General features: G+C 71.2%; 23 protein-coding genes. 10 read left to right on the top strand and 13 right to left on the bottom strand.

The window, feature by feature from the left end:
- Nucleotides 1-19 precede the first annotated feature (19 nt).
- A complete protein-coding gene (locus ABZ848_RS39850) occupies nucleotides 20-1,438 on the bottom strand; it encodes a HEAT repeat domain-containing protein (protein WP_360839971.1) in 1,419 nt (472 codons plus the stop codon).
- A 301-nt stretch (nucleotides 1,439-1,739) separates the two neighbouring features.
- A complete protein-coding gene (locus tag ABZ848_RS39845; protein WP_360839970.1) occupies nucleotides 1,740-2,132 on the bottom strand; it encodes an ankyrin repeat domain-containing protein in 393 nt (130 codons plus the stop codon).
- 260 nt (nucleotides 2,133-2,392) lie between these two features.
- Between ABZ848_RS39845 and ABZ848_RS39840 the strand changes: the two genes are divergently transcribed.
- Together ABZ848_RS39840 and ABZ848_RS39835 are read left to right on the top strand one after the other, a co-directional pair.
- The gene (locus ABZ848_RS39840; RefSeq protein WP_037742059.1) at nucleotides 2,393-2,587 is read left to right on the top strand and encodes a hypothetical protein; all 195 of its coding nucleotides are present in this window, start codon (nucleotides 2,393-2,395) and stop codon (nucleotides 2,585-2,587) included.
- A gap of 40 nt (nucleotides 2,588-2,627) precedes the next feature.
- Nucleotides 2,628-4,205 (top strand): hypothetical protein, encoded by a 1,578-nt coding sequence (locus tag ABZ848_RS39835; protein ID WP_360839968.1) that lies wholly within the window; start codon nucleotides 2,628-2,630, stop codon nucleotides 4,203-4,205.
- Between the two features lie 39 nt (nucleotides 4,206-4,244).
- Here ABZ848_RS39835 and ABZ848_RS39830 read toward each other — a convergent pair whose 3' ends face one another.
- Nucleotides 4,245-5,744 carry a PLP-dependent aminotransferase family protein gene (locus ABZ848_RS39830; protein WP_360839966.1) on the bottom strand — a complete coding sequence of 500 codons (1,500 nt, stop codon included), beginning with the start codon at nucleotides 5,742-5,744 and terminating at the stop codon, nucleotides 4,245-4,247.
- A gap of 99 nt (nucleotides 5,745-5,843) precedes the next feature.
- On the opposite strand from ABZ848_RS39830, the gene ABZ848_RS39825 reads away from it, so the two are divergent.
- The 4 genes from ABZ848_RS39825 to ABZ848_RS39810 all read left to right on the top strand — a co-directional run bounded on the left by ABZ848_RS39825 (nucleotide 5,844) and on the right by ABZ848_RS39810 (nucleotide 9,302).
- On the top strand, nucleotides 5,844-6,497 hold the full coding sequence (locus tag ABZ848_RS39825) for a hypothetical protein (protein ID WP_360839964.1): 654 nt from the start codon (nucleotides 5,844-5,846) through the stop codon (nucleotides 6,495-6,497).
- Complete coding sequence (locus tag ABZ848_RS39820; protein WP_360839962.1) at nucleotides 6,494-7,270, top strand: glycerophosphodiester phosphodiesterase; 777 nt, start codon at nucleotides 6,494-6,496, stop codon at nucleotides 7,268-7,270. Before ABZ848_RS39825 ends, ABZ848_RS39820 begins: the two co-directional genes overlap by 4 nt.
- A gap of 58 nt (nucleotides 7,271-7,328) precedes the next feature.
- Nucleotides 7,329-8,672 carry an MFS transporter gene (locus ABZ848_RS39815; protein WP_360839960.1) on the top strand — a complete coding sequence of 448 codons (1,344 nt, stop codon included), beginning with the start codon at nucleotides 7,329-7,331 and terminating at the stop codon, nucleotides 8,670-8,672.
- A 255-nt stretch (nucleotides 8,673-8,927) separates the two neighbouring features.
- A complete protein-coding gene (locus ABZ848_RS39810; RefSeq protein WP_010046329.1) occupies nucleotides 8,928-9,302 on the top strand; it encodes an RNA polymerase-binding protein RbpA in 375 nt (124 codons plus the stop codon).
- A gap of 105 nt (nucleotides 9,303-9,407) precedes the next feature.
- Here the strand turns inward: ABZ848_RS39810 and fxsA are convergent, their stop codons facing one another.
- From fxsA to ABZ848_RS39790, 4 genes are all read right to left on the bottom strand, one after another.
- Complete coding sequence (gene fxsA, locus ABZ848_RS39805; protein ID WP_360839958.1) at nucleotides 9,408-9,968, bottom strand: FxsA family membrane protein; 561 nt, start codon at nucleotides 9,966-9,968, stop codon at nucleotides 9,408-9,410.
- Nucleotides 9,969-10,073: 105 nt separating this feature from the next.
- Nucleotides 10,074-10,874, bottom strand: a complete 801-nt coding sequence (locus tag ABZ848_RS39800) for a polyprenol monophosphomannose synthase (RefSeq protein ID WP_360839956.1) — start codon at nucleotides 10,872-10,874, stop codon at nucleotides 10,074-10,076.
- A 566-nt stretch (nucleotides 10,875-11,440) separates the two neighbouring features.
- On the bottom strand, nucleotides 11,441-13,042 hold the full coding sequence (locus tag ABZ848_RS39795; protein WP_360839955.1) for an amidohydrolase: 1,602 nt from the start codon (nucleotides 13,040-13,042) through the stop codon (nucleotides 11,441-11,443).
- Nucleotides 13,043-13,089: 47 nt separating this feature from the next.
- Complete coding sequence (locus ABZ848_RS39790; RefSeq protein ID WP_121888443.1) at nucleotides 13,090-13,530, bottom strand: Lrp/AsnC family transcriptional regulator; 441 nt, start codon at nucleotides 13,528-13,530, stop codon at nucleotides 13,090-13,092.
- Between the two features lie 235 nt (nucleotides 13,531-13,765).
- Here ABZ848_RS39790 and ABZ848_RS39785 point away from each other — a divergent pair, with 235 nt between their 5' ends.
- Complete coding sequence (locus tag ABZ848_RS39785; protein ID WP_360839953.1) at nucleotides 13,766-14,206, top strand: hypothetical protein; 441 nt, start codon at nucleotides 13,766-13,768, stop codon at nucleotides 14,204-14,206.
- 10 nt (nucleotides 14,207-14,216) lie between these two features.
- Here the strand turns inward: ABZ848_RS39785 and ABZ848_RS39780 are convergent, their stop codons facing one another.
- The 3 genes from ABZ848_RS39780 to ABZ848_RS39770 all read right to left on the bottom strand — a co-directional run bounded on the left by ABZ848_RS39780 (nucleotide 14,217) and on the right by ABZ848_RS39770 (nucleotide 18,012).
- Nucleotides 14,217-15,314 (bottom strand): phosphotransferase family protein, encoded by a 1,098-nt coding sequence (locus ABZ848_RS39780; protein ID WP_360839951.1) that lies wholly within the window; start codon nucleotides 15,312-15,314, stop codon nucleotides 14,217-14,219.
- A gap of 13 nt (nucleotides 15,315-15,327) precedes the next feature.
- Nucleotides 15,328-16,488: a hypothetical protein gene (locus ABZ848_RS39775; protein WP_360839949.1), complete on the bottom strand. Its 1,161-nt coding sequence runs from the start codon at nucleotides 16,486-16,488 to the stop codon at nucleotides 15,328-15,330.
- A gap of 351 nt (nucleotides 16,489-16,839) precedes the next feature.
- The gene (locus tag ABZ848_RS39770; protein WP_360839947.1) at nucleotides 16,840-18,012 is read right to left on the bottom strand and encodes an acyl-CoA dehydrogenase family protein; all 1,173 of its coding nucleotides are present in this window, start codon (nucleotides 18,010-18,012) and stop codon (nucleotides 16,840-16,842) included.
- 358 nt (nucleotides 18,013-18,370) lie between these two features.
- Between ABZ848_RS39770 and ABZ848_RS39765 the strand changes: the two genes are divergently transcribed.
- Nucleotides 18,371-19,600 carry a glycoside hydrolase family 18 protein gene (locus ABZ848_RS39765; protein WP_360839945.1) on the top strand — a complete coding sequence of 410 codons (1,230 nt, stop codon included), beginning with the start codon at nucleotides 18,371-18,373 and terminating at the stop codon, nucleotides 19,598-19,600.
- Nucleotides 19,601-19,651: 51 nt separating this feature from the next.
- Here the strand turns inward: ABZ848_RS39765 and ABZ848_RS39760 are convergent, their stop codons facing one another.
- The 3 genes from ABZ848_RS39760 to ABZ848_RS39750 all read right to left on the bottom strand — a co-directional run bounded on the left by ABZ848_RS39760 (nucleotide 19,652) and on the right by ABZ848_RS39750 (nucleotide 22,069).
- Nucleotides 19,652-20,311, bottom strand: a complete 660-nt coding sequence (locus tag ABZ848_RS39760; protein ID WP_360839944.1) for a TetR/AcrR family transcriptional regulator — start codon at nucleotides 20,309-20,311, stop codon at nucleotides 19,652-19,654.
- 121 nt (nucleotides 20,312-20,432) lie between these two features.
- The gene (locus ABZ848_RS39755) at nucleotides 20,433-20,573 is read right to left on the bottom strand and encodes an SCO1431 family membrane protein (RefSeq protein ID WP_360839943.1); all 141 of its coding nucleotides are present in this window, start codon (nucleotides 20,571-20,573) and stop codon (nucleotides 20,433-20,435) included.
- A gap of 143 nt (nucleotides 20,574-20,716) precedes the next feature.
- A complete protein-coding gene (locus tag ABZ848_RS39750; RefSeq protein WP_360839941.1) occupies nucleotides 20,717-22,069 on the bottom strand; it encodes a peptidase C39 family protein in 1,353 nt (450 codons plus the stop codon).
- A 238-nt stretch (nucleotides 22,070-22,307) separates the two neighbouring features.
- On the opposite strand from ABZ848_RS39750, the gene ABZ848_RS39745 reads away from it, so the two are divergent.
- Both ABZ848_RS39745 and ABZ848_RS39740 read left to right on the top strand, forming a co-directional pair.
- A complete protein-coding gene (locus ABZ848_RS39745) occupies nucleotides 22,308-22,961 on the top strand; it encodes a hypothetical protein (protein WP_360839939.1) in 654 nt (217 codons plus the stop codon).
- A 429-nt stretch (nucleotides 22,962-23,390) separates the two neighbouring features.
- On the top strand, nucleotides 23,391-25,250 hold the full coding sequence (locus tag ABZ848_RS39740; protein WP_360839937.1) for an AAA family ATPase: 1,860 nt from the start codon (nucleotides 23,391-23,393) through the stop codon (nucleotides 25,248-25,250).
- Nucleotides 25,251-25,254: the final 4 nt, after the last annotated feature.

Here is a 25,254-nt window from a genome sequence, read left to right as displayed (position 1 = left end):
GCGAAATCAGACAGCGATCTCAGACACCGGGTCCGTCCGGTGCGATCCGGCTCCGTACGGCGGTCTGCACCTCGGCCTCCTCGGCCGGATCGGCGGCGAGGCGGCGGAGCTGTTCGACGACCCGGGCGTCACCGGTCTCGGCGTGCCGGGCGGCGATCTCGCGGGTGGTCTCCTCGCAGTCCCAGAGGCATTCGACGGCGAACCCGGCGGGGAAGGAGGGGTCGGTGGCGGCGAGGGCGCGGGCGGCGCGGCCGCGGAGGTGGGAGGAGGCGGTCTCCCGGTAGATGTGCCGCAGGACGGGGGCGGCGCAGACGATGCCGAGCCGGCCGGTGCCGTCGACGAGGGTCCACAGCGTCGGGGCGTCGGGGCCTTCGCCCCGGACGGCTTCCCGTAGCGCGCCCAGGACCAGGTCCTTGTCCTCGGCTCCGCCCCGGCAGGCGAGCATGCGGCCGGCGGCGGCGCCCAGCGGATCGGGGCGGTGGGCCCAGCCGCGCGCCCGGTCGACGGCGGCGATGCTGCGCATCCGCTCGAAGGCGTCCACGGCGGCCTCCACGACGGCGGGCGTCCCGGTGGTCACGGCGCCCTCGATCAGGTCGAGGGCGTCGGGATCATTGCTGTCGGCGAGGTAGCGCAGGGCGGTGCAGCGGGCTCCGTCGGTGCCGTCCAGGGCGGCCCGGACGATCTCCGGCCGGTCCTCGGGTCCGGCGACGGCGGTGAGGCAGCGGGCGGCGGGCACGTGCAGCGCCGCGCCGCGTTCGACGCCCTGTTGGGCCCATTCGAACACCGCTTGCACGCTCCACCCCGGACGGGGCCCGGTTGGTCGCATCTGGCGTTGCCAGCGGTCGAAGCAGCCGGTCTCCTGGGCGGCACGCACGCGCGTGGCGATCGATTCGCGCGGATCATCGGCCCACAGCCGCCAGGGCCGGGGTTCGAAGGCGTCGCGCACGGCGGCGGCCAGCTCGGCCTCGCCCTCGGCGTCGGTGGCGAACCGGGCCAGCACGGGCGCCGCGAGGGCGCGCAGCCCGGCGTCGTCGTCGCGCAGCGCCAGCTCGTCCAGCGCCCAGGCCCAGTTGGAGCCGGAGGCGGCGTACCGGCGCAGCAGCGCCAGCGCGTCCAGCCTGCCGTAGGAGGCGAGGTGGCCGAGGACGGCGAGGGCCAGGCCCGTGCGTGACTCCTCGGAGTCGAAGGCGTCCTCGACGTCGAAGAGGTGCGCCTCGATCTCGTCCAGCTCGCCGTTCAGGTCGAGGTAGAGACGGGCGTAGTAGAGGGAGCGGTTCTCCACCTGCCAGTCGTGGCGGGGATCGCGCAGCACGCAGTGGTTCAGTGCCGCGAGCGCCTCGGCCCGCGGTGCGGTGAGCGCGTGCAGCGTGCCGTCGCCGCGGCCCCTCTGGAGCAGGCCGAGCAGCGTACCGCTGGGCGCTATGACCGGTTCGAACATGGGAAACAGCCTCACATCAAGCGTCGACGCAACCGGGGTTCTTGCTTCACCTGGCCGCGTGACAACACGTCGGGGCGCCCGCCGTTTCCTGCTTGCTGTAGACCATCTTCCTCTGCCTCTCGTCAGTGGCCCTCGCGGACCGCATCACGGCCCGCGCGGTGCGGCAACACCTGCCCAGCCATCGCGTCCGTGAATCACGACGTCATGATGACTCGGCACTTCGACCTGCCGCGACCGAAATTTCGGCGGCCCTGTACCGCCTCCCCCGTTTTCCGTGTTTCAGCTGTTCAGAACATGCGGATCAGTGTGCGCCGAACAAGTCGAGCAGTTCGGTCTTGCCGAACATCCGGGCCGTGTCCACGGCCGACGGGGTGCCCTCCGAGGGGTCGGCGCCACCTTCGAGAAGGGCCTTGATCACTTCTGTCTCACCCTTGAAGACGGCCCCGGCGAGCGGGGTCTGCCCCCGGTCGTTGACCCGGCCCGCCTCCGCGCCCCGGGCGAGCAGCGCGCGTACCGCGTCCGCGTGTCCGTGGTAGGCGGCGAGCATCACGAGCGAGTCCCCGCGGTCGTTGGTGAGGTTGGCCGGAACACCCGCGTCGACGTACGCCACGAGCGCCTCGGTCTGTCCCTGCCGGGCCAGATCGAAGATCTTGGTCGCCAGCTCCACGACCTCGGGGTCGGGGGCTTCAGTCATCGGCCGGACCGCCTCTCATACAACCGTTCAGGTGAATCGCAAGGGTACTGGCTCGGGCGGCACATGACCCGATGTGCCGGAGGTAAAGATCACCACAGACCCGGTCGGACGCAAATGCCCTGCTCAACCGGCCGGGACGGTTCCGCCAACCGAGGGAAATCCACCGAAATTCACCCAGTTGCACCTTTTATCGTATGGATACATCCTGTGAGCCTGGAAGTACTCATGGTGACTGTCCCCACGAAACCAGGAGATCCCAAATGATCCTGTCCATCTCAGGCGTGGTCCTTCTCGGCATCATCGTCTTCCTCTTCTTCCGCAAGGACGGCCTCAAGGCGTCGCACGCCATGGTGTCGGCCCTGTTCGGCTTCTACCTGGCTAGTACGGCGATCGCGCCGAGCATCAAGGCCGGCGGCGAGAGCCTGGCCAGCCTCCTCGGCGGCATCAAGTTCTGACGCCGTTCGTCCCGTCCGTACGCACCTTCAGGAGACAGCAGTGGCCCGGCGCCCCCTCCCCCGCATCCTGAGCACAGGCAGCGCGCAGATCGCCCGGAGCCGGGAGCTGGCCCGGACGGCGGCCGACAGCGCCACCGACGTCCTCCACCCGCTGATCACGATCACGCGCGGTCTGCGCCGGCTGGCGGCGGCCGGGCGGCGCAGATGGGCCGAGACCCCCAAGGACAAGCGCGGGCCGCTGCTGTTCCTGGTCGCGTCGGTGGTCCTGGTCGTGGCGCTCGTGCCGTACGGCCCGCTGCTCGCCGCCATCACCCTGATGGCGGCGGCAGCCTGGCAGGGCCGCGACCGCAAGCCGCCGGCCCCCGAAGGACCCGACGAATCCCAGACGCAGCGCCTCAAGTCGCTGTACGAGGCGCTGGTCCCGTACTTCTCCACCCCGGAGGACCCGGCGCCCGCCTACACCCACGGCGGCGAGTGGGAGAAGGCCTTCCCGGCGTACGACTTCGACGAGTCCGGCCGCATCACCCACCTCCTGATCCGCTACCCCGCGTACTTCCCGGACGGCGAAGCCGAGGCCCGGGCGCGGATCGAGCAGCTGCTGCACGCCAAGTCGGGCCGCGGCCGCGAGTACCACTTCGCCTGGGACGAGGAGGGCAACCAGCTCACCGTCACGGTCCTGTCCCCGCTCCCCACCGACATCGCCGCCCAGCGTTTCGTCACGGCCCCCGGCGAGACGGTCCTCGGCTTCACCGATCCCTCCCAGGTCCAGCGCACGCTCCCGCTCACCCACGGCGAGGAGCGGCGCGACGTCCCGCCGGTCGTCTGGCGCACCGGCATCCGCTCCACCGAGCCGCACCTCCTGGTCATGGGCCAGCCGGGCAGCGGCACGTCGACCCTCCTGCGCTCCATCGCCCTCCAGGCCCTCCAGTACGGCGACGTCGTGATCGTCGACGGCGGCGGCACCGGCGAGTACGCCTGCCTGACCGGCCGGGACGGTGTCCTCGCCGTCGAGTCCGGGCTGGCCGGGGCGATGGCGAGCCTGGAGTGGGCGGCGACGGAGACGGAGCGCCGCCTCATCGCGACCAACCGCGCCCGGCAGGCGGGCCACCCCGCCCCGGACGACACCAAGCGCCCGCTGTGGATCCTCCTGGACCGCCCGAGCGCCTTCTCCCACCTCGCCGCAGCCGACGGCCGCAAGGATCCGCAGACCCTCCTCCAGGTCCCGCTCCGCCACGGACGCGCCGCTGGGGTCACCGTGGTGGTGGCCGACCAGTTCGACAGCGCGGACGCGCTGAGCGACGGGGTACGGCAGCACACGCGCGCGCGTGTCGTGCTCGGGCCCGCGACGCCGGGCCAGCTGGAGGCGGTGCTGGGTGCGCCGCCGCACACGACGCCGGTGGCTCAGGTGCCGCCGGGGCGGGGGTACGCCCGCCTGGGCGCGGGCCCGGTGCATCGCCTTCAGGTTCCCTCCACACCGGACCCGTACGACGACGCGACGAGCGACGCGGACCGGCAGGCGGTACTCGCGCTGCTGCCGCCGCGGACGACTCCGGCCGACGCGGAGGGCGTGGAGGCGGAGCCGGTGCCTGCGGAAGCCGTGGTGGTCGAGAGCTCGTGAATCAAGGGATGTGGGGCTAAGCCACGAATGGATGTGGGGCTACGCCACGAACGTCCGCGGCGTCTCCCCACCCCCCGTCGCCCCCGACTCCACCAGCTTCGCCGCCGCGGCCAGCCTCACCGCCGCTTCCTCCGCCACCGCGCCGCCGACAGTGAACGGCAGCCGCACGTACCCCTCGAAGGCGCCATCGACCCCGAAACGCGGCCCGGACGGCACCCGTACCCCCACCCGCTCCCCTGCCTCCGCGAGCCGGGACCCGGATAGTCCCCCCGTCCGCACCCACAGCGTCAGCCCGCCCCGCGGTACCTCGAACTCCCAGTCCGGCAGCTCTCGTCGCACCGCCGCCACCAGCGCATCCCGGTTCTCCCGGGCCTGCCCCCGCCGGATCGCCACGGCCTGCTCCCAACCCCCCGTGTTGAACAGCCAGTTCACGGCAAGCTGCTCCAGCACCGGCGTGCCCAGGTCCGCATAGGCCCGTGCGGCGACCAGGCTGCGGATCACGTCCGGTGCCGCGCGTACCCAGCCGATCCGCATCCCGGCCCAGAAGGCCTTGCTGGCCGAGCCGACGGTGATCACGGTGGACCCGGCGGGGTCGAAGGCGCACACCGCCCGCGGCATCTCGACGCCCTCGTCGAGCCACAGCTCGCTCATCGTCTCGTCGGCGACCAGCACCGTCCCGGCCGAGCGCGCCGCCTCCACGAGCTGCCGTCGCTGGTCGTCGTCGGCGAGCGCGCCGGTGGGGTTGTGGAAGTCGGCGACGACGTACGCGATCCGCGGCGCCGCGTCCCGCAGCACCTGCCGCCAGCGGTCGACGTCCCAGCCGGCCAGCCCCTCGGCCATCGCGACGGGCACGAGTCGCGCGCCTGCCTCCCGCATGAGCTGAAGGATGTTCGCGTACGACGGTGACTCGACGGCGATCCGCTCACCCCGCCCGGAGAAGAGATGGCAGATGGCGTCGATCGCGCCCATGGCGCCCGTGGTCACCATGATCTGCTCGGGCATGGTCGGGATTCCGCGCGCGGTGTACCGGTCGGCGATCATCGAGCGCAGGGCGGGCAGGCCGGCCGGGTAGTCACCGTGCGTGTGGGCGTACGGCGGGAGTTCCTCCAGGGCGCCCTGCACGGCGCGGGTCAGCCAGGGCTCGGGCGCCGGGAGCGCCGCGCAGCCCAGGTCGATCATCGAGCCGAGGGCCTCGGGCGGAAGGGGTTCCAGGCCGCGCGCGGGAAGCGGATTCCCCGCCGGTACGGCCGTCCAGCTGCCGGCGCCGCGCCGGGACTCCAGGAAGCCCTCGGTGCGCAGTGCCTCGTAGGCCGCCGCCACCGTCGTACGGCTGACGGACAGGGCCAGGGCCAGCTCGCGTTCGGCGGGCAGCCGGGCGGCGACCGGGACACGGCCCTCCAGGACCAGCAGGCGGATGCCGTCGGCCAGCGAGCGGTAGGCGGGCGGGCGGCGCGTGCCGGGGCCCGCCGGGCGGTCCTGCTGGGAGTTGAGCAGCCGGGCGAGCTGAGCGGCACCCATCGCCGAAGTCCACTGCGCCATGGAAATCAGTCCACCTTCCTCGAATTGGCCATGGATGACATCTCCACTCAGATCCCAGGGTGACATGCAGCAGGCCACTACGACCACAGGGGGTATCCCTTGGCCACGAAGGACCGTCTCGGGCGGCGGCTGATCCAGCTCTACGCCGGGCTCGCGCTGTACGGCGCGAGTTCCGCGCTTCTCGTCGAGGCGGGCCTGGGCCTGGAGCCCTGGAACGTGCTGCACCAGGGCCTCGCCGAGCTCACCGGCCTGACGATCGGTGTCGTGTCGATCATCGTGGGTGCGGCGGTGCTGTTGCTGTGGATCCCGCTGCGCCAGCGTCCGGGGCTCGGCACGGTCTCCAATGTCTTCGTGGTCGGCATCGCCATGGACGGCACGCTCGCCCTCGTGCCCGAAGTGCACTCCCTGGCCGTCCGCGTCCCGCTCCTCCTGGCCGGCATCGTCCTCAACGGCGTGGCCACCGGCCTCTACATCTCCGCCCGCTTCGGCCCGGGCCCGCGGGACGGGCTGATGACGGGGCTGCACCGCCGTACCGGTCGCTCGATCCGGCTGATGCGGACGGCGGTCGAGGTGGCCGTCGTCGTGACGGGCTTCGCCCTCGGCGGCACCGTCGGCATCGGCACCGTCCTGTACACGGTGTCGATCGGACCGCTCGCGCAGCTCTTCCTGCGGGTGTTCGACGTCCCCTCTGCATCCGGCGGCAGCACGGTCGTTGCCGAAGGGCAACCGCGGGGAGCCATACTGCGACGGTGACCTCGCGGATACGCCACCCCTACCTCGACCATCCCGGCCCGATCGCCTTCGCCCATCGGGGCGGGGCGGCGGACGGTCTGGAGAACACCGTGCTGCAGTTCCGGCGGGCGGTGGACATGGGTTACCGGTACATCGAGACCGATGTGCACACGACTGCCGACGGCAAGCTGGTCGCCTTCCACGACTCGACGCTCGACCGGGTGACGGACGGCGCGGGGCGCATAGCCGACCTGCCGTGGAAGGACGTCAGCCACGCGCGCGTGGCGGGCAAGGAGCCGGTGCCGCTCTTCGAGGAGCTGCTCGAGACCTTCCCCGAGGTGCGCTGGAACGTCGACCTCAAGGCGGAGTCCTCGCTCCACCCCTTCCTGGAGCTGATCGAGCGTACGAACGCCTGGGACCGCATCTGCGTCGGTTCCTTCTCCGAGGCGCGCGTCGTCCGCGCCCAGCGGCTGGCCGGGCCGCGCCTGGCGACCTCGTACGGCACCCGGGGCGTGCTCAACCTGCGGCTGCGCTCCTGGGGCGTGCCCGCGGTGCTGCGTGCCTCCGCCGTCGCCGCGCAGGTGCCGGAGGCCCAGTCGGGCATCCAGGTCGTCGACCACCGCTTCGTGCGCACGGCACACGCGCGTGGCCTGCAGGTGCACGTGTGGACCATCAACGAACCCGATCGCATGCACCGGCTCCTGGACCTGGGAGTCGATGGCATCATGACCGATCACATCGACACGTTGCGCAAGGTCATGGAGGACCGCGGCGTCTGGGTGCCCCACACCTGACACCTCCGCACCACCGCCCCCTTGGCACGGCACCTTCGGCGGGGAAGCGAGGGCACGGGTGAGCACCGACACCGTGCGGGCGGAAGCCCATGACCAGCGGCGCGAGCAGCGCGGCTGGTACTTCTACGACTGGGCCTGTTCCGTCTACTCGACGAGCGTGCTCACGGTGTTCCTCGGCCCCTATCTGACGTCGGTCGCCAAGTCGGCCGCGGACGCGGACGGGTTCGTGCATCCGCTGGGGATCCCGGTGCGGGCGGGGTCGTTCTTCGCGTACTGCGTCTCCGCGTCCGTGATCGTGTCGATCCTGGTGATGCCGCTGGTGGGCGCGGCCGCCGACCGCACGGGACGGAAGAAGCCGCTGCTCGCCGCCTGCGCCTACGTGGGCGCCACGGCCACGACCGGCCTGTTCTTCCTCTCCGGGGACCGCTATCTGCTCGGCGGCCTGCTGCTGATCGTGGCCAACTCCTCCGTGGCCGTCTCGATGGTCGTGTACAACTCCTACCTGCCGCAGATCGCCCCGCCCGAGGACCGCGACCGGGTCTCCTCGCGCGGCTGGGCGTTCGGCTACGCGGCCGGTTCCTCGATGCTGATCGTGAACCTGGTCCTGTTCACGGCGCACGACTCCTTCGGCGTCTCCGAGTCGACGGCCGTGCGCATCTGTCTGGCCTCGGCGGGCATCTGGTGGGGCGCCTTCACCCTCGTACCGCTGAAGCGGCTGCGCGACCGCCGTACGGAGTCCGCGACATCCGCGGCACCCGCCGTCCACGGCTGGCGGCAGCTGGCGGCCACCGTCCGGGACATGCGGGGCAAACCGCTCACCCTCGCCTTCCTGCTCGCCTACCTCGTCTACAACGACGGCATCCAGACGGTGATCTCCCAGGCCTCGGTGTACGGCTCCGAGGAGCTGGGCCTGAGCCAGTCCACACTCATCACGGCCGTCCTGATGGTCCAGGTGCTCGCGGTCGCCGGCGCCCTGGGGATGGGACGGCTGGCACGGACGTACGGCGCGAAGCGGACGATCCTCGGCTCGCTGGTGGCGTGGACGGTGACGCTGGCGGCCGGGTACTTCCTGCCCGCCGGGGCGCCGGTGTGGTTCTTCGTGCTCGCGGCCGGAATCGGACTGGTCCTCGGCGGCAGCCAGGCCCTCTCCCGGTCCCTCTTCTCCCATCTCGTCCCGCCCGGCAAGGAGGCCGAGTACTTCTCCGCTTACGAGATGAGCGACCGGGGTATGAGCTGGCTCGGTCCGCTTCTGTTCGGGATCACCTACCAGCTGACCGGAAGTTATCGGGACGCGATCATCTCGCTGGTCGCCTTCTTCGTCATCGGGTTCGTGCTGCTCGCACGGGTTCCGGTGCGGCGGGCGATCTCCGACGCGGGCAATCCGGTTCCCGAGAGGATTTAGCGTTCGGCGCGAAAGGGCGGTAGTGTACGCGTTTGGCCTGCCAGGCGTACCGTTACTGCGCGTCAAAGATGCCGAAACGCTGGGTGACATCTGCTAGCAGATGTGACAAACCGGGCGCTGGTGGGTACAACAAGGGGCGGCTACGACGGCGACGCATGACCCAGAACGGGAATCTTTACCGCCGACCGGACGTTGACCGGATGACGACGACAGCGACACCTGTCCTGTGGGCGACAAGCCCGGGAGGCACGATTCATGAGTGAGCGAGCTCTTCGCGGCACGCGCCTCGTGGTGACCAGCTACGAGACGGACCGCGGCATCGACCTGGCCCCGCGCCAGGCCGTGGAGTACGCATGCGAGAAGGGGCACCGCTTTGAGATGCCCTTCTCGGTCGAGGCGGAGATCCCGCCGGAGTGGGAGTGCAAGGTCTGCGGGGCCCAGGCACTCCTCGTTGACGGCGACGGCCCTGAAGAGAAGAAGGCCAAGCCCGCGCGTACGCATTGGGACATGCTGATGGAGCGGCGCACCCGCGAGGAGCTCGAAGAGGTCCTCGAGGAGCGCCTGGCCGTTCTCCGCTCGGGCGCGATGAACATCGCGATCCATCCGCGGGACAGCCGCAAGTCGGCTTAGTCCCTGCCGGGGTCGGGCGGACTACAACACACGCAAGAGACTGCGGGCGGCTACGTGAAATCACGTAGCCGCCCGCAGTCGTGCGTCCATGCCCTTACGGCGCCGTCATCGCGTCAGCGGCGGGCGCGGGTCCTGCGGGGTCTCGCCGCCCGCCTCCTCGTCCCGGACGACCTCGCCCTGCACGACCTTGCCGTCGGGGCGGTGGATGCGGGCCTGCTGGAAGGCGTCGCCGAAGCCGCCCGGGGCGGCCGCACGCAGCTTGCGGTCGAGGGTGCGCTCCGTGAAGCGGCCCAGGGCCTTCTGGACCGGCGGGACCAGCAGGAGCAGGCCCACCGCGTCGGAGATCAGGCCGGGGATCATCAGGAGCAGGCCGCCGAGCATCATCAGCCCGTTGCCCCCGCCGCTCTGCGGAGGCGTGCCCCGCTGGAGCGCCTCGTTCAGGTTCTGGAAGGCGCGGCGGCCCGCCTTCTTGATCACCGCGCCGCCGAGCACGAAGCCGGCGAGCAGCAGCAGAAACACCGTGAACCCGCTCGACGCGCCCGCGACCACGGTCAGCAGCCAGATCTCCAGCACCAGCCAGGCGGCCATGCCCAGCGGCAGGAAGGTCCGCAGCCGGGAGCGGCGGGGCCGGGCGGGGTACGTGGGGGTCGGAGCACCAGTCGTCATGCGTCCAGTGTGCCTGGGCCCGGCTCAGTGCGGGATAAGGGAACGATCAACGGGGCCTGTGAAGCCGTACGAGAACCTGACGCCGCGCGGCCGGGATACCCGCCGTCAGGCCTTCTTGCCGCGGCCGAGCGCCTTGCCGACCTTGCCGGCCCGCTCCGTGGCGCCCCACGCGGTGACCCGCCACAGGGCCTCGACGAGGATGTCGCGGCTCATCTTGGAGTCGCCCAGCTCGCGCTCGACGAAGGTGATGGGCACCTCGACGACGTGGTAGCCCGCCTTGACCGCACGGCGGGCGAGGTCGACCTGGAAGCAGTAGCCCTGGGAGGCGACCTCGTCCAGGCCGAGGCCTTCGAGGGTCTCGCGGCGGAAGGCGCGGTAGCCGCCGGTGATGTCGCGCAGCGGGAGGTCGAGGGCGAGGCGGGAGTAGAGGCTGCCGCCACGGGAGATGACCTCGCGGGACTTGGGCCAGTTCACCACCCGGCCGCCGGGCACCCAGCGGGAGCCGAGCACCAGGTCGGCGCTCTTGAGCGCGGTGAGCAGCCGGGGCAGCTCCTCGGGCTGGTGGGAGCCGTCGGCGTCCATCTCGACCAGCACGCCGTAGCCGTGCTCCAGGCCCCAGCGGAAGCCCGCCAGGTAGGCGGCGCCGAGGCCCTCCTTGCCCTTGCGGTGCAGCACCTGGACCTGGTCGTCCTCGACGGCCAGCTCGTCGGCGAGCTTGCCGGTGCCGTCGGGGCTGTTGTCGTCGGCCACGAGGACGTGCGCCTCGGGGACGGCCTTGCGCACCCGGCCGACGATGGACTTGATGTTCTCCGCCTCGTTGTAGGTCGGAATGATCACCAAGGCCGTGCCGAGCGGGCCGAACTTCCCCCGGTCCTGTGCCGCGAGGGTCCCGTCGCCGTCGTTCACTGCTGCCCCTTCTGTCCGTACGCAGACGTCCACCATAGTGGCCGCCGCCTGCGATGACGTGACAGAAGGTTCGTATGGTGGTGTCGATTCCACAAGAGCGGGGTAAGAGCCCGGATTCGGCCTGTTTGCGTGCCGACCAGCCGACGTGGCGTCGTGCCGGTCCGCGGCGGATGGGGGCCCGGTGCCCTTCGGGCCGACCTGGGACCCGCTGGCTGCGGGTCGACCTGAAGCCGTTGTCTACTGAGCCCGGGCCCCACCCGGGTCACACCTCCCCGACCGGCCGGAACGTTCCCTCGCCGCGGCACGGGCGCTGAGCCTGGCTCCCAGTGGCGGTGCCCCGGTGCGGCACACCGTCCCTGACCCAGCGGTGCCGCGGGCGAGTGCGTGGAGGTTCCCCGGTCGGGCGTCCGGTGGTGGACTCGGCCGAACCTACCGGCCCCCTGCCGCCGCCTGTCAACAGCTGTTTGACCTGCGCGTTTTTTCTCAAAGGCCTGGTCAGCGCGGAGGATGCGCAGGTCGCGCGACAGGGCGGCGGCCGCCGATCCGCGGCGCGCCACCCCGGTAGATCACTCGCCCGGCCGTACGAACACCGTCCGGCCGCCCACGACCGTGCGAAGGCAGACCGGCAGGTCGCGGCCCGGGGTCAGGTCGGGCAGACCGGGGGTGCCGGAGCGGGGGTCGGTGGACCAGCGGGCGACCCGGTCGTCGGGGGCCTGGACCACGAGCTCGTCGGTGCGCCACACGGCGTAGTCGGCGGGCGCGCCCGGCACCAGGACGCCCGCGTCGTCGCGCCCGACGGCCCGCCAGCCGCCGCGGGTGTGGGCGGTGAAGCCGGCGCGTACGGAGACGCGGTGCTCGGGGGTGCGGTGGAAGGCGGCGGCGCGGACCGTGCCCCAGGGGTCGAGGGGCGTGACCGGGCTGTCGGAGCCGAAGGCGAGGGGGACGCCGGCGCGCAGCAGGGCCGCGAAGGGGTTCAGCGACCGCGCCCGCTCGACGCCGAGGCGCTGGGCGTACATGCCGTCCTCGCCGCCCCACAGGGCGTCGAAGGCGGGCTGGACGGATGCGGTCAGGCCCAGTTCGGCGAAGGCGGCGATCGTCTCCGGGGTGAGCATCTCGGCGTGCTCGACGCGGTGCCGGGCGGCGCGGATCCGGGCGAGCCCGACCTTCTCGGCGGCGGCACGCACGCCCTCGACGACGGCGGTGACGGCGGCGTCCCCGATGGCGTGGAAGCCCGCCTGAAGGCCGGCCTCGGTGCAGGCGACGACGTGGGCGGCGACGGCGGTGGCGTCCAGGTAGGCGGTGCCGGTGTGTCCGGCGTCGGTGTACGGCTGGTGCAGACAGGCGGTGTGCGAGCCGAGGGCGCCGTCGACGAACAGATCCCCGGCAGCCCCGGCCGCGCCCAGCTCCCGCGCCTTCTCGACATCCTGCTCGGCCCAGTACCCGACGACCCGCAGGCCGGGCTCCTCGGCGGCGAGCCGCAGCAGCCCGGTGAAGTCGTCCTCGGAGGAGATGTCCGGCCCGGCGCACTCGTGGACCGAGCCGATGCCGAGGGAGGCGGCCCGGGCGAGGGCGGCGCGCTGCGCCTCGGTGCGCTGCTCGGGGGTTACGGCTGCGAACGCGGCGGCGCGGACGGCGTGGTGGGCGTCGGCGGTGAGCGGACCGTCGACCGCGCCCAGGCCGGGCGTCAGGTCCAGCAGGGCCGTGGTGACGACCGCCGAGTGGACGTCGATACGGCTCAGGTAGAGGGGCCGCCCGCCGGTGGCCTCGTCCAGCTCCGCGCGCGTCGGCGGCCGACCGTCCGGCCAGCGGGCCGCGTCCCAACCGTGCCCGAGCAGGACCCGGTCATCGGGGCGACCGGCGGCGAAGTCCCGTACGAGAGCGAGCGCCGCCTCCAGGGAGGGTGCGTCGGACAGGTCGAGGCCGGTGAGCGCGAGGCCGGTGGCCGTGGTGTGGACATGGGCGTCGGTGAACGCCGGTGTGACCAGAGCGCCGTCGAGGTCGACCACTTCGTCGACCCCGTCCGCGAAGGCGTCGGCGGCCCCTTCGGATCCGACCCAGGCCACCTGCCCGCGCTCGACGACCATCGCGGTCGCGAAGGGATCGGCGGGGCTGTGGACCTCGCCGCGACGGAGCAGGACGGTCTTCGGCTCGGGGCTGCGCTCACTCATGGGGACCAGTCTCGCGCCTCGCCCGGACCGCTCTGCACGCAGGTCGGTCAGATCCGCGGCGGCCGTGCCTCGTAAGGCGTCGACAGGACCACCGTCGTCCTGGTCGAGACGCCCGCCAGCGTCCGCAGTCGCGCCAGCAGCTCCTCCAGCTCGTGGGGCGTGGCCACCCGCACCTTGAGGATGTAGTTCTCGTCGCCGGCGACGCTGTGGCACGCCTCGATCTCGGGAACCCCGGCCAGCCGGTCCGCGATGTCGTCCGGCGCGCTGGGATCGAACGGTTTGACCGAGATGAACGCGGTCATGGGCAGCCCGACCGCCTCGGGGTCGACCACCGCGGCATAGCCGCGGATGACGCCCCGCTGTTCCAGCCGCCGCACCCGCTGATGCACGGCCGACGTGGACAGGCCCGTGGCCTTGCCCAGGTCCGTGTAGCTCATCCGCCCGTCCTTGACGAGCAGCTGAACGATTTGTCGGTCGAGCTCCTCCATGGCGCAAGAACCTACAGTGCGCTTGATCTCCTCGGATACCTCAGCCGCCCAGGTCATGCCCGGTTCGTGATGTAGGCGTCCGCCATGGGCACCTGCGAGCGGCATGTGACGAACGCCACAGTCGTCGGGACGTCTCCGTGATGCTCCCGTGATTACCGCCGTGACCGGACGGGAAGTGCTTGCTGTGGTCGAGGCCGCAGCGCCTTCACGGCCCCAGCCCGAGGGGGAGTTATCCATGCAGAGTCTTAAGCGCCCTGGTCGTACCGCGCCCAAGCGGCTCCAGGCGGTCGTCGAGCCCGAGCCGGAGGGCGTCGAACCCGACGCCGACGAATACGGCGACGAACTCGACGCGTACGACACCTTCGAGATGTTCCGGGTCATCTGCCCGGACTGCGCGCAGCCCATCGCGCTGCTGGCCGACGAGGAGGTGCTGCCGGAGCACGCGCTGTGCGCCTCGCCGTGGAACCCGTTCGGCCTCACCGTCTGCGCCGGCACGGGCCGCAGGGCCGCCGAGGCCCGCTCCGCGGACGAGTCGGCGGACCCTCAGGAGCAGGACACGGCCCTCCTGTTGACGCTCCCTCAGGGGCTCGACTGGCGGACGCAGCCGTTCTCGCACGTCGGCGGCCCGGGCTCGCGCCCGATGCGCGTGCCGGTGATGCGCCGCCAGGCCGCCTGAGCCGGCTCGCTCAGTCCCAGTAACTGCCCTGCACCATGGCCCGCAGGCTGCCGTGGTGCAGGATCAGTGTGTCCGGATCCGGCGGAACGGCCGACTCACCGAAGTGCACCTGGCGATAAGCGACGCGGAGCATGACGATCGCGTGCCGCAGGGCCGCGTACAGGGTGTAGAAGTCCATGTCGCGCGGTGTGTGACCGGTGAGCTGGGCATAGCGGGCCTCGACGCGGTCGCGGCGCAGGAAGTCCGGCAGACCCCGCTGGCCGAAGGCGACCGTCAGGTCGTGGAAGAAGCGGTGCAGATACACCGTCCAGCCCAGGTCGACCTCGCGCGGGGCCAGGGCCGCCATCTCCCAGTCGAGTACGGCGACGGGGTCGAAACCGTCGTAGACGACGTTCCCGATGCGCGCGTCGCCCCAGTTGAGCACGGGTGTGCCGGGATCGCGAGGCCAGAGGTCCGCCAGCCGGTCGAACGCGGCCTCGATGAGCGGTGAGCGGGTGCGTCCGTCGACGACCCAGTCGTAGTAGGCGCGTTGAGCGGTGACATGGCGGTGCAGTGCGTCGCCCTCACCGGGGAGCGCGAGGAACTCGGCGGCTTCCAGGGGCACTTGGTCGTGCAGCCGGGCCAGCAGCCCGATCGAGGCCGCCTCCAGCCGCTCGCGCTCGGCATCGGTCGCCGCGTGCAGCCAGTTGCCCTCGTAGGTGTACGGCATCACGTCCGGCGGGACCCGCCCCTCGACGCGCTCCATCACGAAGAAGGGCGCCCCGAGCGGGCCCGGATCCTCCTCCAGCCACAGCACCTTGGGCACGGGCAGGTCCGTGTGCTCGGCCACGGCACGCATCGTGCGGTACTGGCGCGGCATGTCGTAGACGGGGAAGACGGTGTACGCCGCCGGGTCCGCCGCGAGCCTCAACGCGCAGGCACGCAAGGGCGGTTCGGGATGCTCGATGTCGAAGAGCAGGGTCTCGCTGGACATGCCGTTGGACTCGGGGACGGTGACGCCGACCGCCTTGGCGCCGGGCAGGCGGGTGCCGAGCCAGGCGGTGAGGCGGCGGGCGATCTCCTCCGGGTCGCGGGTGCTGGTGCGGGGGCGGGGTGCCGTGGCTGCCATGTCGTGAACCCCCTTACGGTGCCGTCGACTTGAAGTCCGTGAACCCGCTCGGGTCGTGCCGCCCGAACGAGCCGTGCTCGAAGATGCCGTAGCCGGTCCGGCCGTCGAGGCGGAAGCGCGCCGCGTGGTCGGTGACGCCGTAGTCGGCCAGGGGGTGCGGCTGGGTGAGGTCGTAGGTTCGGCGGTCGGTCCAGCCCCGGCCCCGCCAGGTGCCGTGCTGCCAGTCGTCGGCCGGCGGGTAGCCGGCGCCGATCGCGAGCGGCGAGGAGGTGAGGATCTCGACCTCCAGCTCCTGCGGTTTGCGGGGGTCGCCGAGGTGGATGAGGGCGCGTTCGGGGTGGCGGGTGCCGGGGTGGTAGGTGATGTCGGGGACGGGCCAGCCGAGCTGGCGGTCGCGGTGGCGTCCGGTGGTATGTGACATAGCACTGTCGTGACTGCCAGTGGTATGTGACATAGCACTGACGCCGTGGACCACAGTCGCGTCGTTCAGGGTCCGATACCCGTCCGCATCCTCCTGGACGATCACCATCAGGAACCGGTCCTCGAAGCGGACCGGACACCACAGCCAGTGGAAGCCCTCGGTAGGCCGTTCTTCCGCGAACCGGCCGCCCTCCTCCCCCGGTATGGGGCGTACGCCCCAGCTGCGGTCACGGGTCCCCGTCCACTCACCGGCCGTGACCCGCAGCTCCTCGCCGGCCGCCCGGATCACCCCCTCCACACCGCCCGCCTGCACGAACCGGCGCCCTTCGAGGGTGAGCCGGTCGCCGCGGCGCTGGAGGTGATGGGGTTCCCACAGGGCCGGGAATTCGGCGGTCCACACGATGTCGTAGGACAGGGACTCGTCGTCACAGCGCAGCCGCAGCCGCCGCAGGGGTTCCTCGACCTCGATGCGCAGCGGTCCCACGGCGAGATGCATGCGGTCGTCGCCGAGCGCGTCCGAGGCGCGTACGGCGTGGAGGGTGTCGCCCAGGCGCAGGGTGGCATACGCGTCGATCACCCCGACGTTGGGATAAACCCCCAAGCCGAGGATCAGCAGGGCCCGCCCCTCGTGGTCGAGGACGTGGAAGATGCAGCGGTCGTAGGCGTTCCGGTCACCGGTCGCGACGTGCTTCATGGACAGCGGGACCTGGTGCACGGGGTACTCGTCGAGTGGTACGGGACGGTCGTCGGCCACGCCAAACCTCCCTGGAGACGGTTCGGCTGACGGTACGTCAGACAATCGCAGGTGACCAGACAGGAGGCCGGACGGCCCGTGAACTCACGCTCGATTCCGTGGATCGGTGACCTGTCCCCTTACCTTCGCGTTGCCCTGGTATGACCCCCACCTATACAGCGACCGGGCGTCAGCGCCGTATCTTCGTTCCGCCACCCGCAGGAACGGTTCCGCCGGCGCCGCCGCAGCACCCTGATCCGCCGATCTACCGCGATCTGATGCGCGCCTGGGCCGACCGGGGCCGCACTCTGCCGGGCCGGCACGACCCGGAGTGGGTCAGGCTGGCGGCCCCGCAGGTGCGCCCGGGTCAGTTCAGCGCGTCTCCGGACCCGCTAGGTGACGCGCGATGACCATCCGCTGGATCTGGTTGGTGCCCTCGACGATCTGCAGCACCTTGGCCTCGCGCATGTAGCGCTCGGCCGGGAAGTCCGCGGTGTAGCCGTACCCGCCGAGGACCTGCACGGCGTCGGTGGTCACCTTCATCGCGGTGTCGGTGCAGTGCAGCTTGGCCATGGCCGCCTGCTTGGCGAACGGGCGGCCGGCGTCCCGCAGCCGCGCCGCCGCCAGGTAGAGGGCGCGGCCCGCCTCGATCTGCGTGGCCATGTCGGCCAGCATGAAGCGCAGGCCCTGGAAGTCGGCGATCGGGCGCCCGAACTGCCGGCGCCCGGTGGCGTATGCGACCGCCTCGTCGAGTGCCGCCTGGGCGAGCCCGATCGCGCAGGCCGCGATGCCGAGCCGGCCGGAGTCGAGCGAGGCCAGCGCGATGGCGAAGCCCTGCCCCTCCTCGCCGATGCGCCGCTCGTCCGGCACCCGCACCCCGTCGAAGTGGACCTGGGCGGTGGGCGAGCCCTTCATGCCCATCTTCCGCTCGGGCGCCGCACCGCTCAGTCCCTCGGCGTCGCCGGGCACCAGGAAGGCGGTGATCCCGCGCGCCCCTTCCTCGCCGGTGCGGGCCATGACGGTGTAGAAGTCGGCGATCCCGCCGTGCGTGATCCAGGCCTTGGTACCGGTGATCACCCAGTCCTCGCCGTCGCGCACCGCCTTCGTGCGCAGGGAGGCCGCGTCCGAGCCGGAGGACGGCTCGGAGAGGCAGTACGCCCCGAGCAGGCCCCCGCCGAGCATCGCCGGCAGGTACTCGACCTGCTGCTTCTTGGTGCCGTAGGCGGCGAGGGCGTAGGAGGCGAGGGTGTGGACACTGACGCCGAGACCGACGGTGAGGCGGGCCGCGGCGAGCTCTTCGAGGACCTGGAGGTAGACCTCGTACGGCTGGTCGCCGCCGCCGTACTCGGAGTCGTACGGCAGTCCGAGCAGGCCCGACCGGGAGAGCAGGGTGAAGACCTCGCGCGGGAAGCGTCCGGCGTCCTCCTCCTCGGCCGCCTTCGGGGCGATCTCGCCCTGGGCGATGTCGCGGACGAGCGAGATCAGGTCCCGGGCCTCGTCCGTGGGCAGTTGACGGTCCACCGGCTGCGGGGCGCGGTCGGGCATGTCGACGCTCTCCTCCCTGTGTCGGGCATGCGGCGGACGAGCGCCTTGGGTGGGGCGGCGCCGCCGGGTCGTACCGGTCCTGGCCGATGCTCCGCTTCCGGGTCTCGGAAGCTGCTGACCAGCGACTCTGCGCTGTGAGTATGCCCGATCGGAGGCTGCCAGTCACCAGTTAACGACCGCTTACTTCAAGAATATCCCGGGCGGGACGGAAGCCGTAACGGAAGCCTTACCGGATGACCGCGAGATTGGTCCGCACCATTGACCGGACTGGTCTAGTCCTCCTACTGTTCATGACCAACGCTTTACCGCGTTCATGCCAATCGGCGCGCGTTCCCTCTCCCCCACGAGGAGACACCGGATGCACGTTCCGCACCTTCCCCGCGCCTCTTTCCGGGCGCTCGTCTCGGCCGCGTGTTGCGCGGTCCTCGGCGCCGGGCTGCTCGCCGGCGCGGGCACCGCCACCGCGAAGCCCTCGGCCCAGGAGGCCGCCGGCTCGAAGGTCGTCGGCTACTTCACCGAATGGGGCACCTACGACCGCAAGTACTTCGTCAAGAACATCGAGACGTCCGGCTCCGCCGCCAAGCTCACGCACATCAACTACGCCTTCGGCAACGTCACCGGCGGCAAGTGCGCGATGGGCGACTCCTACGCGGCGACCGACCGCGCCTACACGGCCGCCGAGTCGGTGGACGGCGTCGCCGACACCTGGGACCAGCCGCTGCGCGGCAACTTCAACCAGCTGCTGAAGCTGAAGAAGAAGCACCCGGGGCTCAAGGTCCTGTGGTCGTTCGGCGGCTGGACCTGGTCGAGCGGGTTCGGCGAGGCCGCGAAGAACCCGGCCGCGTTCGCCCAGTCCTGCTACGACCTGGTGAAGAACTCCAAGTGGGCGGGTGTCTTCGACGGTATCGACATCGACTGGGAGTACCCGAACGCCTGCGGCAACAGCTGTGACACCAGCGGGCGGGACGCCTTCAAGAACCTGATGGCGGCGCTGCGTTCGAAGTTCGGCGGCTCGCTGGTCACCGCGGCCATCACCGCGGACGCCACCAGCGGCGGCAAGATCGACGCGGCGGACTACGCCGGGGCCGCGCAGTACGTCGACTGGTACAACCCGATGACGTACGACTACTTCGGCGCCTGGGACTCGGCGGGACCGACGGCTCCGCACTCGCCGCTGAACTCCTACTCCGGCATCCCGAAGGCCAACTTCCACACCTCGGCCACGATCGCCAAGCTCAGGGGCCTCGGCATCCCGGCCTCGAAGCTGCTGCTCGGCATCGGTTTCTACGGCCGCGGCTGGACCGGCGTGACCCAGGCCGCGCCCGGCGGCACGGCGACCGGCCCGGCTGCGGGGACGTACGAGCAGGGCATCGACGACTACAAGGTGCTCAAGACCAAGTGCCCGGCGACCGGCACGGTGGGCGGCACCGCCTACGCCAAGTGCGGGAACAACTGGTGGAGTTACGACACGCCCGCCACCATCGGGACGAAGATGACGTACAAGAACCAGCAAGGACTGGGCGGTACGTTCTTCTGGGAGCTGAGCGGGGACACGGCGAACGGGGAGTTGATCAAGGCGATCAACTAGCCGCGCAGGTCAGGGACTTGGGGTGGGGGCGCGGGAGCCTCCGCCCCTTGTTCAGGTGTCGCGGCGGGCCGGGCCGGGGGCCGGGTAGGCGGGGTCCAGTTCCTCGATGGCCCTCATGGCGCCGCCGAGGGTCTTGACCAGGAGTTCGCGCATCTTGTCGCGGGTGAGCCGGGGGCGGTCGATCCAGTCGAGGGTGGCGCCCTCCACGCTGCACACCCAGGAGAACAGGCCCATGCGCGCGAGCGGGGAGATGTCGGTACGGCCGTACGCCCCCTCGGCGACGGTCGCCACTATCGCGTCGCGCACTCCGTCCCGGATGGCGTGCACCTCGGCGTCGAAGCCGACACCGCCGCTGACGATCGCGCGGAACGCCGCCTGGTTGTGCTCGGCGTAGCGCAGGTAGGCCTCCATGGTGCGGTGCACCCGGTCCAGCTGCTCCAGTTCGATCTCGCTCGACGCGAAGTTCACCAGGTCGGCGACCGAGTCGTGGATGATCGCCAGGTAGTAGCCGCGCTTGGACTGGAAGTAGTAGTAGATCAGCCCCTTGGCGACATGGGCCTGGCGGGCGATGTCGTCCATGGAGAGTGTGTCGTAGGACGTGTCCGCGAACAACTTCCGCCCGATGGCGATGAGTTCGGCGCGACGCGCCAGCGAACGCTCGGTGCCCCGGGCCTTCGGACGGGCGGAGTCGCTCTGTTCGCTGATCTTCAATGTCGACCCTGGTCTGAGAGGGGCGCTGGGACATCCGCAGTATGTCAGAACAACCACTCCCACTCGTTCGAGTCTGATCGATCTCGTGGGAACCGGTGGAGCCGGGGCCGCGCGCGTCAGATCACAGCAGGCCGAGCTGGGTGACGAGCATCGCGACGACCACGACGAGCGTCCAGCCCATGACGTGCTCGAAGATCTTCGGGCCGGCGTCCTTGGGACCGCCGGTGCGGGTGCGGGCGGCGGTGGCTGAGTGTGTGGTCATGGCGTCTCGCTGAGGTCGGGTGTGCGGTGGACTCCCCCCAGGGTTCTGTCCACCTTGCCACCTGGAACGGCTTTTGCGGCAGAGACGTTGGTCACAGGGAAAGGCCCCGGTTTCCCGGGGCCTTCGCAGGTGAGCGGGGTGCCTCAGCGGACGCCGACCGCCGCGAGCGCCTTGCGCTGGCGGGCCGTGGGGCGGGCCGGGAAGTACAGGTAGCAGACCCCGCCGGTGCCGGAGACGACCTTGCCGGAGGCGTTGTACCGCTTGGTCCTGAGCCAGATGTTCTCCCACTCGCGCCGCTTGTAGACCCGGCGCACCGCGTCATCGCTGGGCGAGGCAGGGTCGTTGGCGATGACGTCGCCGTCCGCGGTGAAGCCGATCACCGTCATCAGGTGCCCGGAGGTGCCGTAACCCGCCCCGGTCAGCTCCTCCTTGAGGAAGGACTGGGACGTTATGGCCGGGATGCCGGCCGCGATCAGCGTCTCCAGGTCGGTGAGCGAGCCGAGCCGGGTGACCACACCCTGCAGGTCCTTGTACGTCGCCGCATAGGCCGCGTTGAAGGGCCAGTTGCCGCAGCCCTCGTACTGGTAGTCGTACGTGAAGCGGGCCGCGTGGTCGACCTGCGGATCGGCGTAGCTCGGGTCCACCCACGCCAGTTGCTCGGGGGTGAGCCGGCCGCCCCAGTACTCGATGATCATCTGCGAGGAGGTGGGGCTGCACCAGGCCTCGCCGCCGTTGTCGTACTCGGGGTACTGGCCCTTGTGGATCTCCTGCGAGTAGCGCGGGACGACCAGTTCCCCGCTCAGGCCCGGGGTGGAGGCGGGCACGGTGAAGCGGTCGGGGATGTCGGAGCCCATCGCGCCGAGCCGCCACACCGTGGGGGTGAGCTTGGTGCCGGGCTTGCGGTAGAGGGTGAGGCGCAGGCGGTACGAGACCAGGCGCAGGCCGGTCGTCGCGTCGTCGACGGCGAAGGTGTCGGTCCAGATGGTGCTCTTGCCGTCGGTCTGGCCGTCCACCGAGGTCCGCTTGATGTCCTGGTCTCCGGCCGCCCAGCGGCCCATGACGTACCAGGGGGTGTCGGTGCCGTCGGAGTACGTGCCGTGCAGTTCGACCTGGAGCCAGGTGCCGGCCGGGGTGTGCGCGTTCCAGGAGGCGATCGCCTCGGTCGAGGGGACGCCCAGCCGGTGGACGGGTGAGGTCCAGGTCGCGTACTCCCAGGTGGCGGTCGTACCGGTGTGCGGGTCCGTGTAGTCGGTCGTGCCGGCGGGCTTGGCGATCACCACGCCGGGGCGGACACCGGCGAGGGCACGGGTGCCCTGGGCGGTGCCACTGCGCCAGTCCTTGTACGAGGTCCAGGAGCGGTAGTCGACGGGGCTGGCCGGGTCCTCGGCGGCGTCCGAGGCGTCGGCCGTGCCGGCGGTGATCGCCGGGGCCGCGACCGCGGCGGCCACCGCGGCGGCGAGGACGGTTCTGCGGGACGGCTGTTCGGCTCTGCTCATGGGTGGCATGACCCCCAGGTGTCCGAGTCGGGGCAGGTGCGGAATGCGCCCACTATGGCCGCGGGCAGGGCGTCCTGCCAGCACTTCGGCCCGTGCCACGCCCGCCAATATTGGTCTGAACCACTGGCATGACCTGCGCGGCCGTCCCGGGACCAACTGACCAGGACCTCGAAGCGGCGGCGGGCGAGCCCTCCGATACGTCCTGATTTCATCCGCCACTAAAATGTTCCCGTCGAATATGCCGCCCCCTCCGACCGGCCAAGGAACCACCATTCACGACCTCGCCCACCGGCTCCGCCGCCTCCCGCCCTCCTGCGGCCCGGTCCGCCTGATCGGCGTGGACGGACACGCCGGCTCCGGGAAGTCCACGTTCGCCGGGCAGTTGGCCACGGCTCTGGGGGATGCCCCCGTACTGCACCTCGACGACATCGCCAGCCACGAGGAGCTGTTCGCGTGGACGGGCCGCCTTCTGACCCAGGTGATCGAGCCCCTGAGCCGCGGCGAGAGCGCGCACTACGCCCCCTACGACTGGCGCGCCCGCCGCTTCGCCCCGCCGCGCGCCCTGCCCTGCGCCCCGGTGGTCCTCGTCGAGGGCGTCGGAGCCGGCCGCCGCGCCCTGCGCCCGTATCTGGCCCACCTGTTGTGGATGGAACTGGAGCACGAGGATTCCTGGACGCGGGGACAGCTCCGGGACGGGGCGGAGCAGCGGGAGTTCTGGGCCGGGTGGGTCACGGCGGAACGACGACACTTCGCCGAAGATCCGTCGCGGCCCTTCGCCGACCTTCTGGTACGGCAGTGCGAGAAGGGGTACGAGGTACTCCCGGGGCCGGGAAGGACAGTTGGACCGGACCAGCCGCTCACGCACGGTGACGGACCATCCGCAGTGTGCTGAACTTGTGAAGACGCTTGTCCCGGAACTTCCCGGAGTGCTCCAACTCGGCTTGACCGGGGGGCCGTACAGGTCTTACGTTCTGAATGTGCGGCCATTCGAAGCCGCCCATTGTCGCGAAGCCCCCGGTTGTTCCCCCGTGATCGGGGGCTTCGTTCTGCCCTCACTCCACAATCCGGACGCTGTGAGCCCCGATTCGATCACTCTCGGTCACCGTCCGGTCTCCGCCCCATCCGCTCCCACCTCGTCAAACGGCCTGTGCGGCACCCTTCGGCGGGCGACACCCCCGCAGGTACGATGCCCTGGGTGCGACCTACGAACGCGGGTGCGCGCACCGCAACTCCGGTCCGCGGCACGGCGGTTCGATCAATGCGGACACCGGGGCGACGACCCGGTGACCAACCGACGGGGGCACGGTTTGTGGGGGACGTGATGGACTTCGGCACGCAGGGCCCCGAGGCCCCGGCCGACCTCGCCTGGCTGCGAGGTGTGGATGCCTACACGATGGGCGCCTATCCGCAGGCGGAGGAGGAGTTCCGGGCCGCGGTCCGGATGGATCCCGGGATGGCCGACGGCTGGCTCGGGCTGCACGCGCTGCGCGTCGACACGACGACCGCGCTGCTGCGGATGTTCCGGCACCGGGACCGCTTCGGGGAACAGCGCGCCCGGCACCGCCGCGCCCTCAACTCCTGGTACTGGCTGGGCTGGTGGGTGCAGCCGGTGCTGGAGAGCCCACGCGATCTGCTGCTCGCGCACGCCTCGCACTGGCTGGACGGCCGCCATGTCCCGGAGCTCGACCGGGCGCTGGCAGGTCTGCCGCCCGTGGACACCGACCACCAGGTCCGCTTCCTGCACGCCTGCCGCGCCTACCTGGTCAAGGACTGGGAGCAGCTGGTCCGCCACACCGACCCGCTGATCGACGACGCCCTGCTGGGCATCGAGGCGGGCCTGTTCGGCGGGATGGCCCGGGTGCGTCTTGAGATGTACGGCCAGGCGGAGCCGCTGCTCTCCTCCGCGCTGATGCGCTGCCGCAGCGAGCAGCCGCAGCGCAAGGAGCTGCGGTACTGGCTGGCGCGGGCCCACGAGGGCACCGGCCGCACTGCCGCCGCGCTCCCCCTGTACCGGGCCGTGCACCGGGTCGACCCCGCCTTCATGGACACCTCCGCGCGGCTCGCCGCGATCGCCGAGGGCGACGGCTACGACGAGTCCACCGACTTGGCGGCCATCGCCCTCTCCGGAGCGCAGGACGTCCTGGAGGGGCCCGACGCCCTCGACCCGCTGTTCGGCGCGGAGGGTCGGGACCTGAGGCTGTCCGAGCCGGAGCTGCCGCCGGTCGGCGCGGTGCCGTCGGTGATCGACCCGGCGGTGCGCGAGCGGAACTTCCCGGGTTCGCCGCTGCCCGCCGGCCCCACCGACCCGGCATTACTCGAGGAGGCGCTCGCCGAGCTCGAGCGCATGGTGGGCCTGGAGCCCGTGAAGCGCCAAGTCAAGGCGCTGTCCGCCCAGTTGAACATGGCGCGACTGCGGGCCGGTCAGGGACTGCCGGTCCAGCCGCCCAAACGGCACTTCGTCTTCTCCGGCCCCTCCGGCACCGGCAAGACCACCGTCGCCCGCATCCTGGGCCGCGTCTTCTACGCCCTCGGCCTGCTCGGCGGCGACCACCTCGTCGAGGCCCAACGGGCCGACCTGGTCGGCGAATACCTCGGCCAGACGGCCGTCAAGGCCAACGAACTCATCGACTCGGCCATCGGCGGCGTCCTCTTCGTCGACGAGGCGTACTCGCTCTCCAACTCCGGCTACGGCAAGGGGGATGCGTACGGCGACGAGGCGTTGCAGGTGTTGCTGAAGCGGGCGGAGGACAACCGGGACCACTTGGTGGTCATCCTGGCCGGTTACCCGGAGGGCATGGACCGCCTGCTGGCCGCCAACCCCGGCCTGTCCTCCCGCTTCACGACCCGCGTCGACTTCCCGTCCTACCGGCCCCTCGAACTCACCTCGATCGGCGAGGTGCTGGCCGCGGAGAACGGTGACGTATGGGACGAGGAGGCCCTGGACGAGCTGCGCTCGATCGCCGGGCACGTGGTCGACCAGGGCTGGATCGACGAACTGGGCAACGGCCGCTTCCTGCGCACCCTGTACGAGAAGAGCTGCGCGTACCGGGATCTGCGGCTGACGACGTATCCCGGGATGCTGTCCCGGGACGACCTGTCGACGCTGCGGCTGCCGGATCTGATGCAGGCGTACGGGGAGGTGCTGTCGGGGCGGGGGCCGCAGGATCCCAGTGCTATGTGACATA

The organism is Streptomyces sp. NPDC047081 (assembly GCF_040643775.1).
Classification (GTDB): Bacteria; Actinomycetota; Actinomycetes; order Streptomycetales; family Streptomycetaceae; genus Streptomyces.
This window is presented reverse-complemented; position numbering and strand designations above follow the sequence as displayed.